Raw genomic sequence first — 13,927 nt, 5'->3', positions numbered from 1 at the left:
TATTCAGTCCCCGTTATTTAATTCAGGAATAATTTTTCCCATAAAGCACTTTGCATCTCTTTAAAAAGAAGGTAAAGTTGCTCAGCACCATACCCCAACACACGCACCATAAAACCATCATGTTGCAAAGCACTGATACCAAAGGCAACATCCTTGGTTTCCCCATATTTTTCATAGAATGCTTCGATCCATTCATCTGGACTTAACCCGGCACTATTCAGATAGATCAGCGTCCCTTGGTGTGTGTATCCTTCCAGAATGCCCAATCCCTGAATGGGCATACGATCGGGTTGTAACAGCACATTATCTTTTACAACCAGTCGACCATTCACATAACATTCCGTCAGATTCTGAAAATGATTGTACTGAAATTCCTCCCCGACATTTTCCTTCCACAGGTCACGATTTCACTCAGTAGTAGATGGCAATTGGAAGCAAGATGGATAATGTTGTGACTCAAAAAATGAGAGGAATGTTGTGGCACCACTGGGTGAGGAACATAGGAAAACACGGAATCTTCGCCCAGACTCACCTGCATTGTTTGCGAAGAATGCCCCTTCATATGAAACAGACGCTGATAAGCCTGCGTCTGCAACTGTAATTTTGCTCCCGGCGCAATATCAATTTTGATCTGATGATCATCACCATCCAATAATCCCGGTGAGGAACTCATGATCATCAAATAAGCCGCATTGTCTTTTGATATTGACCGACAGGGACAATGCGAAAAGGTTGAGTGACATAAGCATCCTTCATAAAGGATTTCCCTTCACGATGTGCTATTTTGACGGCTAAAGAACAAATCATAATTAACGAAGTAAATTAGGTTCTTCAATATCCTGAAGCAATGCATATTTCTTGATCCAGCCCACAATCTCTTCCAGACCGTCGCCAGTTTTCAAATTGGAGAACAAAAATGGAGCACCTTTGCGCATCATACGGGCATCATGTTCCATGACCTCCAAGCTCGCGCCCACATAAGGCGCCAAGTCTTTCTTGTTGATCAATAACAGATCCGAACGTGTAATCGCAGGACCACCTTTACGTGGCATTTTTTCCCCCTCAGCGACATCAATTACGAAAATGGTGATATCTGCCAAATCTGGGCTATAGGTTGAAGTTAGGTTGTCGCCCCCACTTTCGATCAAAATAAGTTCCAGATCAGGAAAACGGCTAGCCAGTTCGTCTACAGCTTCCAGATTCATACTCGCATCTTCACGGATCGCGGTATGTGGACAACCTCCTGTTTCAATACCGATAATACGTTCGCGAGGTAATAAGCTATTTTTCGCCATATACTCCGCATCTTCTTTGGTGTAGATATCATTTGTAATAACCGCCAGATCTAACTCATTTACCAGACGTCTGCTCAATCTTTCCAATAACGCTGTTTTGCCGGAACCCACAGGACCGCCGACACCGATCTTAACATATTTTCTATTTTCCATTTTATTTGATTTTAAGAGATATAAACTCTAGAATATAATCGTTCGTGTTGCATGCAGCGGATATCAAATCCGATATTGCACAGCCCCACTAAATTTCGTTCAACTGCTAAAGTCTCGTGACAAAGCCCAAGTATATCATCGTGGAGGCCAAAAAGAATATCCTGACCATCGAGCTGTCCGAGCGGCACGAGTTTCACGGCATTCGTCACCATGGTGATGGCCGCATTGTAATAAAAGCCATGTAATGCTTCTTCCAAAGGAATTTCCAATAACGAAGCCAGCATACCATACATCAAGCAATAATGGCTATCTACCTCCTTTTTCTGAATTAATTTGCCCCAGGCAATAACAAAATCCTGTTGTTGATAACGGCTAAATATTTTGTAAATGCGTACGCCCAGTTTTTTACTGGCTTCCCGGATTTCTTTTGGACTCTTCAATGCTGTACACTCCTGATCCAAAGCGATCAATGCATTTAAATCCTCGGATGTGGTGGCCTCGTAGGCCAATTTCATTAGGGCAGCATCGTTATACTTTAGATTGTACCATAAATTATGGCGCACATATTTGTCAGTAGTTGCTTTATCACAGACTAAGCCCTGCTGCACATAGGTTTCCAGCCCATTTGAATGGGTAAATCCACCGATCGGTAGCGTCGGATCTGCGAGATGGAGCAACTTGCCCAGAAAAGTATTTTTATTGACATAAATTATTTATTCATTATTGTTGATGCGACCGTCGACGCAATACCAGTATCCTCTTGCTCCTGAATGAACAGAGGAATATTTTTTGTCGAAAATTTCAACTTTTGATGATGCTTCGGGTCTACGTTTGCGTGGAGTGGGTTCAGCAGCTGCTGCATACAGCACACAGGGTCAAATCCATTTTTGGTCAACCACTCGTACATGGAGCGTTCGTAGGGTATCAGCAATTCATTTGCCTCTACGAATAGAGGCAAATGTTTGTTTCCGATTTCACTGCTGACAAAAGCAATTTGAAGGAAATCAATTGCCATCACTTTAATAACTTCACAAGGTCTGATGGTAACCACAACTACTTTTTCTTCATTTTCATACAAGATATCGCCGTCCTGCAAGCAGGAAGTATTGCCCAATAATTTTACAGCGATATCCATCCCCTCCGCTGTACGAAGACGTTGAATACGTTTGGTGGATTCATACCATTCAATCGACAGCAGATCATGACGCTTATTGGTCCGCTCGCGATTGATATTCCTTGTGATTTCTGTGATAATCATTTTCGTGCTTTAAAAAAATAGATTTTTGACAATCCCAATCCCACAGTTGATCCATTGATCCCTGTAATCACTTCGTGATCATCTGGAATAACAGCATCCTTGCCATGCTTCTTCTTGTAAGAGAGCTCCGCGACTTTTGCTTTCAAAGCCCAGCCTTTTCCGAGGTCAATACCCACCAACGGATACACTCTGAACAGGAAACCATTGTAGCTTCCATCCACCATGCCTCCGGATGCATTAACAACATGCTGGTCACCCCAGATGTAATGTGCATCCACTTGACCGATCAACATAAAATGTTCCCTAACGGCCAGGTATTACTGTAGAATGGACCAACTTCATGGGAATGATCTGTAAAGTCAAGCGCCTTCGTATAGGCGTTGTTGAATCCATAATTTATCCCCACATTCATGTTGTCATTAAAAAAATAGCCTACGCCCACTGGTGCCGCACTAAATTGGTGGCCAGCAGCGGTTTCATGGTAATTGAGCGAACCATATAGCATGATTCCGCCTTTTTGAGCAGAAGCCGATTGTATCGAAAAGCATGCTATTGCCAGACAACATCCCAAAAATATTTTTAAATTTTTCATTGATATATCGTTGTTTTTAAGGGCAATAAAACGATCATGAGCCTTCCTTTGCCCATTGATCATCAGCGCTACGTTTGGCTCACGACCGTTTTATTAATGTGTTTTTCTTTTATAATGGCCTGATGCAAGATCAAGCCATGGTAGTCTCCATTCAGATTAAAACAAGAAATACAACTGTCCTAAAGAAACGGTATCAATCGGCTGTGAACGCAAAATTTCTCCATCCAGACTTACTTCATAGTTCTCCGGATTAACGATAATTTCGGGTGTAGCGTCGTTGTGGATCATATCTTTTTGGAGATATTTCTACAGTTTTCTACAGGAAGTAAGCCTTTTGCTAAGCCATATTCCTCTTTAATGCCGTTTTCAAATGAAATTTTGGAAACAAAGTTGAAACAGGTGTTATGAACAGCTTTTCCCAATCCGCCGAACATTGTACGTAAGATAATCGGTTGTGGTGTAGGAATGGATGCATTGGCATCCCCATTTTGGACGCGATGATCATACCACCTTTGATAATCATTTCCGGTTTAGCACCAAACAAAGCTGGGCGCCAGATAACCATATCTGCGATTTTACCCGGTTCGATAGAACCTACGTATTTTGAGATACCATGTGCAATTGCGGGGTTGATTGTATATTTTGCGACATAACGACGTGCACGGAAGTTATCGTTGTTTTTCCTTCATCTTCAGGTAGCGGACCTACTTGTTTTCTCATTTTGTCCGCTGTCTGCCAGGTACGTGTGATAACCTCACCTACACGACCCATTGCCTGCGAATCTGAGCTCATGATGCTAAATACACCACGATCTTGTAATACATCCTCAGCAGCGATTGTCTCCGGACGGATACGTGAATCGGCAAAAGCCACATCCTCAGGAATTTCTTTACTCAGGTGGTGACAAACCATCAACATATCCAAGTGCTCATCAATCGTATTTTTTGTAAATGGACGTGTCGGATTTGTGGAAGCTGGCAATACATTTGGATACATTGCCGATTTGATGATATCCGGAGCGTGACCACCACCGGCACCTTCTGTATGGAAGGTATGGATTACACGACCGTTGATCGCCTGAATCGTATCTTCTAAGAAACCCGCTTCATTTAATGTATCGGTGTGAATAGCAACCTGTACATCGTATTTATCAGCTACCGTTAATGCTCTATCAATTGTTGCGGGCGTTGCTCCCCAGTCTTCGTGAATTTTAACCCCAAAGCTCCGGCTTCAATCTGTTCAACAATGGGTTGTTCAGTTCCTACATTTCCTTTTCCAAAGAAGCCAAAGTTCATCGGTAGATCTTCCACCGCTTGCATCATACGACGGATATTCCATTTTCCTGGTGTTACGGTGGTTGCGTTTGTTCCGTCCGCTGGACCGGTACCACCCCGATCATGGTGGTAATACCGCTGTATAAGGCTGTTTCGACCTGTGTAGGGCTGATATAGTGAATATGAGTATCTATACCACCCGGTGTTAAGATATAGCCAGATCCGCCATGCACTTCGGTAGAAGCACCAATAATCATATTTGGCGTAATGTTATCCATTGTGTCCGGATTTCCAGCACGGCCGACACCGACAATCTTACCATCCTTGATACCGATATCACCTTTCACAATTCCCCAGTGGTCAATCACGATAGCATCTGTGATCACCATGTCCAAGGTACCTTCATCACGTGTGTGAACCGAAGATTGACACATACCGTCACGTACGGTCTTACCACCACCAAATTTTGCTTCATCGCCATAATAAGCGTAGTCCTTTTCAACTTCGATAATGATATCGGTATCGCCTAAACGGATTTTATCGCCACTTGTCGGACCAAAGATGGCGCTATAATTTACTTTGTTAACTTTTAAACTCATGATACTTTGTTTTTAAAGCCTTGTTCTTTCACTTTTTCATTGCATTTTCCTTCGCGACTTCGGTTTCGGTATCACCGTTTACCAAGTCGTTGTGCCTGTAGATTCTTCTGGCACCTGCATAAGGAACCAATTCTATATCTTTGGATTCCCCGGCTCAAAACGCACCGCTGTACTTGCGATAATATTCAATCGCTTGCCAAAAGCTTTTGCACGGTCAAATTCCATCATCTTGTTTACTTCAAAGAAGTGAAAATGTGAACCTACCTGAATTGGTCTGTCTCCTGTGTTTGTTACGGTAATCGTCGTAACTTCTCTACCTTCATTACAGATGACATGGCCATCCGCTATAAAAAATTCTCCTGGAATCATAAATTATGTTTTTAAGAATTATCGAATCGGATTATGAACGGTCACCAATTTGGTACCATCCGGAAAAGTCGCCTCAATCTGCACGTCGTGAATCATTTCGGGTACACCTTCCATGACATCCTCACGTGTCAATAATGTAGCGCCATACTGCATTAAATCAGCCACAGTACGGCCATCACGTGCAGCTTCCAGAAGCTCACTGCTGATCAATGCAATAGACTCCGGATAATTTAGTTTAAGTCCTCTAGCTCTACGTTTTTCGCTAGTTCACCGGCAAGATGAAGCAATAGCTTCTCTGTCTCTCTAGGTAATAAATGCATATAAAATATTATTTAAATTGTTGTTATTTCAGTCGAAAACAAGTCAGTACAAGCCCTGACGACTTTAAAAATCGTTCAAAAAACCTGATAAACCAAGCCCATAGCAAAAGCTTACGGCATAGCGTTTCAGTTCTCAGCGTTGTAAGAAAAGGAAAGGATTATCCCTGAAATGGGATCTTTAAACTTTGGAAAAGAATGTATTTTGGTGGTAGGACCAATCGATCCATGTAAGGTGTTCTGTTATTCCGCATGTTGAGACATACAGGATAGCAAAATATAAAAAGACAAATATACAATACGGTCCAACCGAGGAGCTTACTCCATTCATCTTTTAAGTCGACCTGTTCACTAACATCATAAAGGTCATGATCGTGTACAGCGGCAACTACATTTTCCCGTTCAGGTTGATCAGCACTTTTGTCAATTTGTTTATGGGTGCTGGACACACCAAGGGAGGTACCCGAGGAATTATGAATTTTAAGCTGTTCAGAAATAGTCATTCCTTTCAGGAGCAGGACGCTCAAAAGAAAAACTAAAAAAACTAAACTATGCCTAATCATTGTATTCACAATCCTATTATTTGTTGTTCAAATTTACAACCAAAGCAGGCCACTTCACTAGTACAAATCTTGAATTAAATAGTCTAAATTTGTCGAAAACCTACTTTGATTGTTTTTTTAAATTAAAATGAATAACCAATTGAAACCATAATGTTTCTTGGTGCCCCCGCGAAGGCACGTGTATAGTCAAATCCCCTAAAAATAGTATTTATCAAATACATTGTTTAGGTTAAGCGCCATTTTCATGGCACCAATATGATAATAAGCGGCCGCATTAACTGTCGTATAAGAAGGCCATTGTCCCCAAAGGGCATTTCCTTCGCTATCCTTCCCAATGCTATTGTCCATGCGTTTGCTATCAACATAATAAACACCGGCACCAAAGCCGAGTCCTTTTAAGGAAGTATTGGAGAATACATATTTTAACCAGGCGCTGGCCATATTTTTAGGTGCTCCCGGTAGCGCCTGCCCGACTTCAGAGGCAACAGAAGAGGCCTTCACTTCAGTATGGTTAAAAGTATAATTTGCCATCACCTGGAATTCTTTGGTCAGCTGCCCGCGAACATCCAGCTCCACTCCTCGTGACAATGCTTTTCCAGATTGTCTATACTCCGGCAATCCCGAGTCATTGATTGTTCCTGTTGCAATAAGCATATTTCTACGCTCGATCTGAAACAAGGAAAGATCCATTTGCAGCTGATCTTTAAAAAGCCCGTTTTCAGCCCTGTTTCAATTTGAAAACTACGTTCAGCTTCAAAAGGCTTATCTGCACCATAGTCTTTATAGTTCTGGATAAAATTAGCGCCTACCGGTACAAAACCCTGCGAGTAGCTTGCGAAGTAATTAATCTGCTTGTTGATTCCATAGGTCAGACCGAAACGGGGCAACAAAGCATTTTGTGTAGCATGGAAGCGATTCTGTCCATCGATAGTTTCCGAAGAATAATGTTCATGCCGTAACCCCACAATTAATTTCAGACGATCCGCAATACTGATCTGATCCTGTATGTATTTACCGGTCGTTTTATAGGGACTCAAAAAGGATAAGCGACCTGTGTACGCCAGACGTAGTTGGTTAGATCATGTGTGGTATAGGTCGGGTTGTTCAGGTCAAAAGTCAATGGCACCACTTTGCCATCCACAGTTTGCTGTCTAGCTTCCCGTAACTGATTTTCTTTGTCACCACGATACTGTGCGAAGTCAATCCCCGCAACGATATGGTGGTCAATTTTATCTCCTAGCAGATCCCATTTGATATATCCGACGACGTTGTCGGTATAATCACGGCCATGACGGTCAAAGAAACGCATATTCATGATGGTGTTATGTGGGGCATCCGCAAAAGTATTTAGCGTACGGTGCTCGTTGACATCTTCCTGATAGATGGATTTCATATAGCTCAGGTTCAGGCTCACATTTTCTGCCAGCCTTTGCGCCAATCGTCCACTAAATGAAAAAGTCTTGGAATTATAGAAATCAGAAGGCTGACTTAAAGTAAACGAACGTGGCAGGGCATAAAAGTTATTCTCCTTTATCCCCATTCCCCGATCCAGATAACCGTTGAATTGATTGTATACCACATCGATGTCCACGGTTGTCCCTGCAGCGGGCTTAAATGTAAATGAAGGTGCCAACATCATCCGTTTTTGACGGTTCACATCGCGAAAGGTTTTGGTATCTTCATAGCCTGCATTAAAGCGATAGAGAATTCGTTTTGCACTATCCAATGGACCACCCAGATCTACTGTGGTGCGCATCGTTTCAAAACTTCCAGCAGCAAAACTGACATGACCTTTAAAATCTTCCAAAGGCTTTTTCGTCGTCATATTGATGGTACCACCAGGTACAATGTCACCAAATAGAGAAGCTCCAGGGCCTTTCAGCACCTCAAGGTTTTCGAGATTTATTGTTAACGGGGAATTATAATAACTATTGCCGTAACCATAGCCCGAACGTAGACCGTTCACCAAACGGACTCCAGTTTCATAACCGCTTTTAAAACCACGGATCACCACATCATCATAAGATGAAGCCTCAGTGACACCTGCAAGGTCCTGCACCAGTGCCCCTGTTGTAAATGCTTGCTTATCTTCAATAAATTCCTTACTCAGTACAGCCACAGATTGTGGTAGGTCTTTCAGCTTTCCAGCGAACTTACCGCCCAACTCCATGTTGTTGGTCAAATAGGAATTATTACGACGGCCGGTAACCAATACTTCATCCAAGGTCCGCCCCCTCTTCCATCACGATTCGAATTCCTTTTTCGGATTCCAGGTAGTCTCATCAATAAGAATAAGTTGTGATTTATAACCGATCGCTTCGGCACGCAATTGTACCGGAAAGGTTGTCGCTGTAGTAAAAGCAAATTCGCCATTCGTGGCAGTACCTATCTTTTGTCCTTGGTTTTCAAGTGTCAAAGTCACTCCTGGAATTGGATTTCCGTTTTCATCCTGTATCTTCCCAAAAATCATAAAGCTCTGTTGGGCGTAAACAGCCACTGGTGTGACAGCACTTGCCAATAATGCGAAAGCGAGTGCTTTCATTGTGTTTTTCATCTGTATTTTTTCATTAGCCAGATGGCACATACCCTGTTTAAAACTCACCTACGATGATCTTATTGAAATAAGATGCTAAACAGGGACAGTTCCTCTGGAATTATTTTTTATCTTCTATTGCTGATTTATTTTATTTCTTGCGTTCAACACGAATTCAGTTCACAAAACTGAATAGCCTTATTTTGACAATTCCAGTTCCGCTGAACATTTCAGTTTAATGGGTTGCCCCAGCAGTAGTTCCATGTGAATTGTCGGAAAGCCCGATTCATCGCAGCATTCTTTGAGATAGAATCCTTGTTTTAACCAGAATTCATGGGCTCCCTCCAAAAAGGATGGGTGTGTAAGTACAGTCTTTCAACCGCTTTCTCCTTGGCCACCTTTGTCAATTGGCGGAAAAGTGCTGTTCCAAGTCCAGAACGACGGTAATCGGGGTCGACAAAAGACGCGCGACCTCGACAGTCTTCCTGGCATCTAAATCCAGATGCGGAAAACGATAATCATAAGCGAGCATACCGATCACACCAACCAGTTTTCCGCTCTTATCCCTTGCCTGTAGAAATGTTCCTGCTTGTCCATCCAGATACAACTGTTTAAAGTCCAGCAAATCTCTGGGAATCTTTTGCGGGTCAAGCATGGGAAACAGCTGTTTCCGAAATTCAATAACATAAGGTAACACCGTTTCCAGATCCTGAACAGTGACTGTACTTATCGCAATATTTCTGATTGAATCTGTCCTTTGCATACCTATTTTATTCATACTATTTTCGTTTTTTGCGTCCGTACCGCCACTAGGATCTGTACCCTGTTCACACATTGTTTACAGCCTTTATAGCTTATTATTTACGCCTTCCAGTTCAAGGGATTTTATCGAAGCCCAGTCATGTGCATGAAGCATGGGTGCAAACATCCATTTCCCTTGGTTTTCCAAACTGATCAATGGCAACTCATAGGTCTGTTCCAATACTTTCCGAACCTGCTCTCTGTTCATCCCTTGTAGATCCACCAGTGTATTGTCCCGCATCAAATAAAAGCGATCGCCAAAAAGATAGGCCATATTGGGGTCGTGCATAACACAGAGCACTGTTGTTCCCTCCTTGACCAGTTCTTTAGCGGTCTGCAAAACGGCAATCTGATAGTTCAGGTCAAGATGGTTTGTCGGTTCATCCAAAAGCAACAGATCAGGCTGTTGCACCAGTACACGACAAAGCAAGACCAGCTGCCGCTCCCCTCCTGACAGGGAAGTATATGATTTATGCTTTAAATGTGCGAGATTAAATTTCTCCAGGATTGCATCCACAGCCTCAAAATCTTCACGGCGCGGTGAAAAGCGGGAGAATGATGCACGTCCTGTTAAAATAACATCTGCCACCTTAAAAGGGAAAGTTGTCTGATGAAACTGGTTTAAGAAACCCAGTTTAAGCGCATTTGATTTGCCTACCTTCCAGTTTCTACGTTCCGTTTCACCGATCAATATCGATCCCTGATAATGTTTCTCCAATCCGGCAATAACATTGAACAAGGTCGACTTACCGCTACCGTTCCGGCCCAGAATAACCGAAAGCTTTCCTTCCGGAAAGGACACATTGACGTCCCGCAAAATAGTATCCTTACCATAGGCAAAGGATAGGTTTTTGATATGGATGGATTTGCTCATGAGTTCCAGTTAATTTCGTTCCGGCGCATCAGGTAGATAAAGAGTGGCGCGCCAATAATCATTGTAAATACCCCTATCGGAATTTCGAAAGGCATGACTGCACGGGAAAAATCGTCAATCAATAACAGGAATGTTCCACCGATACTGATATTCGCCCAGACGACAATATTATTGTTGGGGCCAAAAATCATACGGCTGATATGTGGGACAATGAGTCCAAATAAGCTTATCACGCCTACTGCAGCAACAGCTGATGCGGTGATCATGGTCGCAACCCCGATCATCACCAATTTCAGGAGTTTTGGATTCACCCCACAGCAATTGCTTCCTGATCTCCCAATGCCAACAAATTCAATTTCCAACGCAATAAGATCAATATGATCAATCCGATCACTATCGGTAAAAAGGCGTTCTGCACTTTTGACCAGGAGGCGGTATGGAGATTTCCCATCGTCCACTGCACAATAGCCTGTAATTTATAAGGATCACTGATATATTGTAACAGGGTAAGCATCGCCGTAAATACCCCTGAAATAACCATTCCTGCCAAAACCATCCCAATGATGGATGTTTTTAAACCGGCATTGGATACAAAGTAAGTCAAGGCCACAGCACAGACACCAAAAAGAAATGCCGAAACATTGACAGGCAAAAGTGGAAACAGCATAGCTAAGGCGGCACCGAAAGCAGCACCGGAAGATATTCCCAACGTAAATGGGTCTACTATAGGGTTTCGAAAAATCGCTTGTAAGGTCCCGCCAGATGAGGCAAGAGCGGCACCGACCATAAAGGTCAATAAAATCCGTGGCAAACGTACTTGCCACAAAATGGTATCCATGCTGCCATCAATACCGTCGTATCATTTCCTTTATAAAGCCCTAATTCCAATCCGATACGCTGACAAAGTTCAATAAAACCAATATGCTGACTTGAGCCGATCAATAATGAAAGCAGGAGCAGCACTAATGGCAATATCACCAACAATAAAAGCTTTTTTAATTGAAGTATCATTGCAGAAGCCCCGTTTTACCGTATAATTTTTCAAAAGCCATTGTCATATCCTGATCGAGTTGCTCCTTGGTATAACTCGGGAAACACCAATGCCGCACCTGTTTGGCGAAGAGCATAAATTTCACGGTATGTGGATCAAAAGGAAAGGACGGTGACATCACAAATACCTGTTTATTTTTTACGGCAGGCAGTGCGGCCAATTCTTTCAGATTGTAAACATCAGAACTTTTGGAATTCCATAGAATCATGAGATCGGGATTCCACTTGTAGATCGTTTCAGCCCCTACATTTGGTGCTTCCATTTCCAAGGGACAGGCATTTGACGCCCCTGATAGGCGGATGGCCATATCGATGAGACTACCTCTTCCCGAAGTCGAAAGTACACGTCCTTTGGACCAAGCATAATAGACCTTCTTTTGCGGTTGATCGAGCGGAGCGGCCATCTTTTTGACCTCATCTCCGACAAATTTCACAATTTCCTCAGCTCGTGCTTTCTTGTCGAAAAGCGTTCCCATTCCGATCAATTCGTTAAAGATACTGGTTTCATCTTTCGATGAAAAAGTGAAGACGGGAATATCCAAATTTTCGAGCTGTGTGATATTATCCTGATCGGTATTGAATGTCAGAACAAGATCGGGGTTCAGGCTTACGATACTTTCTACATTGTTGGCCTGACCACCGAAAGTTGGTGTAGCGATACTTTTCTGAACGATACGTGGGTCTAATTTCGATAAAAAGCATAGGTATCTTCCATTTGATAGACTTGCTCAGGAATGCCGACCAATCGGTCACTGGCCTGTAGCATATAAACCTCATCCACAAGAGAGGGATACAGGACAACAACACGTTGGGCCGGTCGCTCCAATGTGATTTCCTTGCCGCGGCTATCCATGGCCTTCACCCCATTTTTACTTGCATTGGACTGTTGGTTTTGGCAGGCTTGTAAGCATACAAGCAAGACCAGTGGCAACAGCAATGTATATATTCTAATTTTCATGCTTTCTGCTATTCTTTAGCTGCTGGCGAATCCGATTTTCAGACAGCAATATCGCTTCCTCCAATTGAACAGACGTGCCATATTTCGCCGCAATTTGCTCATAGAGTCGACCATCATACGGCAAATGGAGAGACTGGAGCTGATCGACCTGGAATATTGGTAGATGTCGGTTACCGACGAAATAACCAAAATCTGCCAGTTGAACCAAATCCGAGGGGTTAAACCTGATCGCCAAGGTTGGCTTAACAGCGACGATTGCCTGCAGTTCCCCATTGTGGTACAGCGCATCTCCATGATGCCACTCCTGCCCCTGCTCCAATTGCATCAAGATCGTATTGCCAGACAAGGTATTTCTGGTCAAACGGCGTTTATTAATTTCAAACCATTCGATGTATACCCGATCTACCTGATCAGTGATGGCTTGGTACTGGGGCACAATGGTATCTATCGTTACAGGCAATCTATTCATTGTTATATTAGGGTATATCATTCAAACTTTGCGCTGTGATCAACCATCGTTCCATCTGATCGTTGATCACCTTCGCACATTTATTATTTCGCCGCAGCTACTTTCTGTTGTTCTTTTTCAGTTGGACTTTCTCTTTCAACCAGTCACACCAGCTATCTAGGCCATCTCCATTCAAGGTACTGATTGTAATCACTTCCAGGTTTGGATTGACTTCACGTGCATCTTTTGTCACGGCATCTACAGAGAAAGGCACATAAGGTAACAAGTCTGCTTTTGAAACAAGCATTAATTCGCTGGTCAAAAACATACGTGGGTATTTTTTTGGTTTATCATCACCTTCGGTTGTCGCCAATAAAGTGACCCGATAGTCTTCACCTAGATCAAAAGCCGAAGGGCAAAGTAAGTTTCCGACATTTTCGATAAATAACAAATCAATACCTTCGATATCGATGTGGTCCAGTGCCTGCAGAATCATTTGTGCTTCGATATGGCACATACCGCCGGTAACGATCTGCAACGCATTGATTCCAACATCACGCATACGGATCGCATCACGTTCCGTTTCAGGATCTCCCACTAACACAGCAATGTTTAGATCTTTTGAAAGACGCTTTCCAGTCTCTTGCATCAAAGTTGTTTTACCAGAACCCGGAGAAGAGCATACATTAATCACACATACATCTTTCAGTCTGTCACGGATACTTTTAGCGACAAAATCATTTGCCTTTAATAAATGTAGGGTTGTATTTTCACATTGAACCGAACCGACACGGTTACCTAAACTTTTAGGGTTTTGAGTATTGTCTGACATGATAAATGATT

At 42.8% G+C, this 13,927-nt stretch carries 23 protein-coding genes and 5 pseudogenes; all 28 read right to left on the bottom strand.

Annotation, left to right across the window (positions count from 1 at the left end; all coding sequences use genetic code 11):
• Window positions 1-17: 17 nt before the first annotated feature.
• Window positions 18-673 (bottom strand): annotated as a pseudogene (locus KUH03_RS34685) (urease accessory protein UreD).
• 5 nt (window positions 674-678) lie between these two features.
• A complete protein-coding gene (locus tag KUH03_RS34680; RefSeq protein ID WP_257089025.1) occupies window positions 679-807 on the bottom strand; it encodes a hypothetical protein in 129 nt (42 codons plus the stop codon).
• A gap of 2 nt (window positions 808-809) precedes the next feature.
• Entirely contained in the window at window positions 810-1,448 is a 639-nt protein-coding gene (gene ureG / locus KUH03_RS34675) for an urease accessory protein UreG (protein WP_257089023.1), read from the bottom strand.
• Between the two features lie 11 nt (window positions 1,449-1,459).
• A complete protein-coding gene (locus KUH03_RS34670; protein ID WP_257089021.1) occupies window positions 1,460-2,125 on the bottom strand; it encodes an urease accessory protein UreF in 666 nt (221 codons plus the stop codon).
• Between the two features lie 32 nt (window positions 2,126-2,157).
• Complete coding sequence (locus KUH03_RS34665; RefSeq protein ID WP_257089019.1) at window positions 2,158-2,706, bottom strand: urease accessory protein UreE; 549 nt, start codon at window positions 2,704-2,706, stop codon at window positions 2,158-2,160.
• Complete coding sequence (locus KUH03_RS34660; RefSeq protein WP_257089018.1) at window positions 2,703-2,999, bottom strand: hypothetical protein; 297 nt, start codon at window positions 2,997-2,999, stop codon at window positions 2,703-2,705. The genes KUH03_RS34665 and KUH03_RS34660 overlap by 4 nt, the downstream gene beginning before the upstream one ends.
• Window positions 2,993-3,361, bottom strand: a complete 369-nt coding sequence (locus KUH03_RS34655; protein ID WP_257089017.1) for a hypothetical protein — start codon at window positions 3,359-3,361, stop codon at window positions 2,993-2,995. The genes KUH03_RS34660 and KUH03_RS34655 overlap by 7 nt, the downstream gene beginning before the upstream one ends.
• Window positions 3,362-3,454: 93 nt before the next feature.
• Entirely contained in the window at window positions 3,455-3,586 is a 132-nt protein-coding gene (locus tag KUH03_RS47135) for a hypothetical protein (RefSeq protein ID WP_306429248.1), read from the bottom strand.
• Between the two features lie 49 nt (window positions 3,587-3,635).
• The gene (locus tag KUH03_RS47130; RefSeq protein ID WP_306429849.1) at window positions 3,636-3,920 is read right to left on the bottom strand and encodes an amidohydrolase family protein; all 285 of its coding nucleotides are present in this window, start codon (window positions 3,918-3,920) and stop codon (window positions 3,636-3,638) included.
• Window positions 3,893-4,474, bottom strand: a complete 582-nt coding sequence (locus tag KUH03_RS47125) for an amidohydrolase family protein (RefSeq protein WP_306429848.1) — start codon at window positions 4,472-4,474, stop codon at window positions 3,893-3,895. Before KUH03_RS47125 ends, KUH03_RS47130 begins: the two co-directional genes overlap by 28 nt.
• The gene (locus tag KUH03_RS47120; protein WP_306429247.1) at window positions 4,459-4,620 is read right to left on the bottom strand and encodes a hypothetical protein; all 162 of its coding nucleotides are present in this window, start codon (window positions 4,618-4,620) and stop codon (window positions 4,459-4,461) included. Before KUH03_RS47120 ends, KUH03_RS47125 begins: the two co-directional genes overlap by 16 nt.
• A gap of 26 nt (window positions 4,621-4,646) precedes the next feature.
• Window positions 4,647-5,171: a hypothetical protein gene (locus KUH03_RS47115; RefSeq protein ID WP_306429246.1), complete on the bottom strand. Its 525-nt coding sequence runs from the start codon at window positions 5,169-5,171 to the stop codon at window positions 4,647-4,649.
• Window positions 5,172-5,199: 28 nt separating this feature from the next.
• A pseudogene (locus tag KUH03_RS34645) lies at window positions 5,200-5,540 on the bottom strand (urease subunit beta).
• Window positions 5,541-5,558: 18 nt separating this feature from the next.
• Window positions 5,559-5,860 (bottom strand): annotated as a pseudogene (gene ureA / locus KUH03_RS34640) (urease subunit gamma).
• Between the two features lie 158 nt (window positions 5,861-6,018).
• The gene (locus tag KUH03_RS34635; protein WP_257089016.1) at window positions 6,019-6,429 is read right to left on the bottom strand and encodes a hypothetical protein; all 411 of its coding nucleotides are present in this window, start codon (window positions 6,427-6,429) and stop codon (window positions 6,019-6,021) included.
• A gap of 186 nt (window positions 6,430-6,615) precedes the next feature.
• Window positions 6,616-7,074 carry a TonB-dependent receptor domain-containing protein gene (locus KUH03_RS34630; protein ID WP_257097612.1) on the bottom strand — a complete coding sequence of 153 codons (459 nt, stop codon included), beginning with the start codon at window positions 7,072-7,074 and terminating at the stop codon, window positions 6,616-6,618.
• Window positions 6,969-7,457 carry a TonB-dependent receptor domain-containing protein gene (locus tag KUH03_RS34625; protein WP_257089015.1) on the bottom strand — a complete coding sequence of 163 codons (489 nt, stop codon included), beginning with the start codon at window positions 7,455-7,457 and terminating at the stop codon, window positions 6,969-6,971. Before KUH03_RS34625 ends, KUH03_RS34630 begins: the two co-directional genes overlap by 106 nt.
• On the bottom strand, window positions 7,454-8,644 hold the full coding sequence (locus KUH03_RS34620) for a TonB-dependent siderophore receptor (RefSeq protein WP_257089014.1): 1,191 nt from the start codon (window positions 8,642-8,644) through the stop codon (window positions 7,454-7,456). The genes KUH03_RS34625 and KUH03_RS34620 overlap by 4 nt, the downstream gene beginning before the upstream one ends.
• A gap of 18 nt (window positions 8,645-8,662) precedes the next feature.
• On the bottom strand, window positions 8,663-8,974 hold the full coding sequence (locus KUH03_RS34615; RefSeq protein WP_257089013.1) for a carboxypeptidase-like regulatory domain-containing protein: 312 nt from the start codon (window positions 8,972-8,974) through the stop codon (window positions 8,663-8,665).
• Window positions 8,975-9,273: 299 nt separating this feature from the next.
• Window positions 9,274-9,378: pseudogene (locus KUH03_RS34610) on the bottom strand (hypothetical protein); the annotation flags it as partial.
• A complete protein-coding gene (locus KUH03_RS34605; RefSeq protein ID WP_257089012.1) occupies window positions 9,357-9,788 on the bottom strand; it encodes a hypothetical protein in 432 nt (143 codons plus the stop codon). The gene KUH03_RS34605 and the pseudogene KUH03_RS34610, both read right to left, overlap by 22 nt.
• 12 nt (window positions 9,789-9,800) lie before the next feature.
• Entirely contained in the window at window positions 9,801-10,628 is an 828-nt protein-coding gene (locus tag KUH03_RS34600) for an ABC transporter ATP-binding protein (protein WP_257089011.1), read from the bottom strand.
• Window positions 10,625-11,415: pseudogene (locus tag KUH03_RS34595) on the bottom strand (FecCD family ABC transporter permease). Before KUH03_RS34595 ends, KUH03_RS34600 begins: the two are co-directional and overlap by 4 nt.
• Before the next feature lie 5 nt (window positions 11,416-11,420).
• Complete coding sequence (locus KUH03_RS34590; protein ID WP_257089010.1) at window positions 11,421-11,639, bottom strand: hypothetical protein; 219 nt, start codon at window positions 11,637-11,639, stop codon at window positions 11,421-11,423.
• Window positions 11,636-12,265: an ABC transporter substrate-binding protein gene (locus KUH03_RS34585; RefSeq protein ID WP_373564879.1), complete on the bottom strand. Its 630-nt coding sequence runs from the start codon at window positions 12,263-12,265 to the stop codon at window positions 11,636-11,638. The genes KUH03_RS34590 and KUH03_RS34585 overlap by 4 nt, the downstream gene beginning before the upstream one ends.
• 95 nt (window positions 12,266-12,360) lie before the next feature.
• A complete protein-coding gene (locus KUH03_RS34580; RefSeq protein WP_257089009.1) occupies window positions 12,361-12,636 on the bottom strand; it encodes a hypothetical protein in 276 nt (91 codons plus the stop codon).
• Window positions 12,626-13,105, bottom strand: a complete 480-nt coding sequence (locus KUH03_RS34575; protein WP_257089007.1) for a hypothetical protein — start codon at window positions 13,103-13,105, stop codon at window positions 12,626-12,628. The genes KUH03_RS34580 and KUH03_RS34575 overlap by 11 nt, the downstream gene beginning before the upstream one ends.
• A gap of 97 nt (window positions 13,106-13,202) precedes the next feature.
• Entirely contained in the window at window positions 13,203-13,916 is a 714-nt protein-coding gene (hypB, locus tag KUH03_RS34570; protein WP_257089005.1) for a hydrogenase nickel incorporation protein HypB, read from the bottom strand.
• Window positions 13,917-13,927 lie beyond the last annotated feature (11 nt).

Origin of the sequence: Sphingobacterium sp. E70 (assembly GCF_019285695.1) — a bacterium.
GTDB lineage: Bacteria > Bacteroidota > Bacteroidia > Sphingobacteriales > Sphingobacteriaceae > Sphingobacterium > Sphingobacterium detergens.
This window is presented reverse-complemented; position numbering and strand designations above follow the sequence as displayed.

Bases quoted from the DNA above. Each gene is read 5' to 3' on its own strand.
- KUH03_RS34680 (WP_257089025.1), bottom strand. From the start codon at position 807: ATGATTTGTTCTTTAGCCGTCAAAATAGCACATCGTGAAGGGAAATCC.
- ureG (WP_257089023.1), bottom strand. From the start codon at position 1,448: ATGGAAAATAGAAAATATGTTAAGATCGGTGTCGGCGGTCCTGTGGGT.
- KUH03_RS34665 (WP_257089019.1), bottom strand. From the start codon at position 2,706: ATGATTATCACAGAAATCACAAGGAATATCAATCGCGAGCGGACCAAT.
- KUH03_RS34660 (WP_257089018.1), bottom strand. From the start codon at position 2,999: ATGTTGATCGGTCAAGTGGATGCACATTACATCTGGGGTGACCAGCAT.
- KUH03_RS34655 (WP_257089017.1), bottom strand. From the start codon at position 3,361: ATGATCAATGGGCAAAGGAAGGCTCATGATCGTTTTATTGCCCTTAAA.
- KUH03_RS47135 (WP_306429248.1), bottom strand. From the start codon at position 3,586: ATGATCCACAACGACGCTACACCCGAAATTATCGTTAATCCGGAGAAC.
- KUH03_RS47120 (WP_306429247.1), bottom strand. From the start codon at position 4,620: ATGATGCAAGCGGTGGAAGATCTACCGATGAACTTTGGCTTCTTTGGA.
- KUH03_RS47115 (WP_306429246.1), bottom strand. From the start codon at position 5,171: ATGAGTTTAAAAGTTAACAAAGTAAATTATAGCGCCATCTTTGGTCCG.
- KUH03_RS34630 (WP_257097612.1), bottom strand. From the start codon at position 7,074: ATGCTTATTGCAACAGGAACAATCAATGACTCGGGATTGCCGGAGTAT.
- KUH03_RS34615 (WP_257089013.1), bottom strand. From the start codon at position 8,974: ATGAAAAACACAATGAAAGCACTCGCTTTCGCATTATTGGCAAGTGCT.
- KUH03_RS34605 (WP_257089012.1), bottom strand. From the start codon at position 9,788: ATGTGTGAACAGGGTACAGATCCTAGTGGCGGTACGGACGCAAAAAAC.
- KUH03_RS34600 (WP_257089011.1), bottom strand. From the start codon at position 10,628: ATGAGCAAATCCATCCATATCAAAAACCTATCCTTTGCCTATGGTAAG.
- KUH03_RS34590 (WP_257089010.1), bottom strand. From the start codon at position 11,639: ATGATACTTCAATTAAAAAAGCTTTTATTGTTGGTGATATTGCCATTA.
- KUH03_RS34580 (WP_257089009.1), bottom strand. From the start codon at position 12,636: ATGAAAATTAGAATATATACATTGCTGTTGCCACTGGTCTTGCTTGTA.
- KUH03_RS34575 (WP_257089007.1), bottom strand. From the start codon at position 13,105: ATGAATAGATTGCCTGTAACGATAGATACCATTGTGCCCCAGTACCAA.
- hypB (WP_257089005.1), bottom strand. From the start codon at position 13,916: ATGTCAGACAATACTCAAAACCCTAAAAGTTTAGGTAACCGTGTCGGT.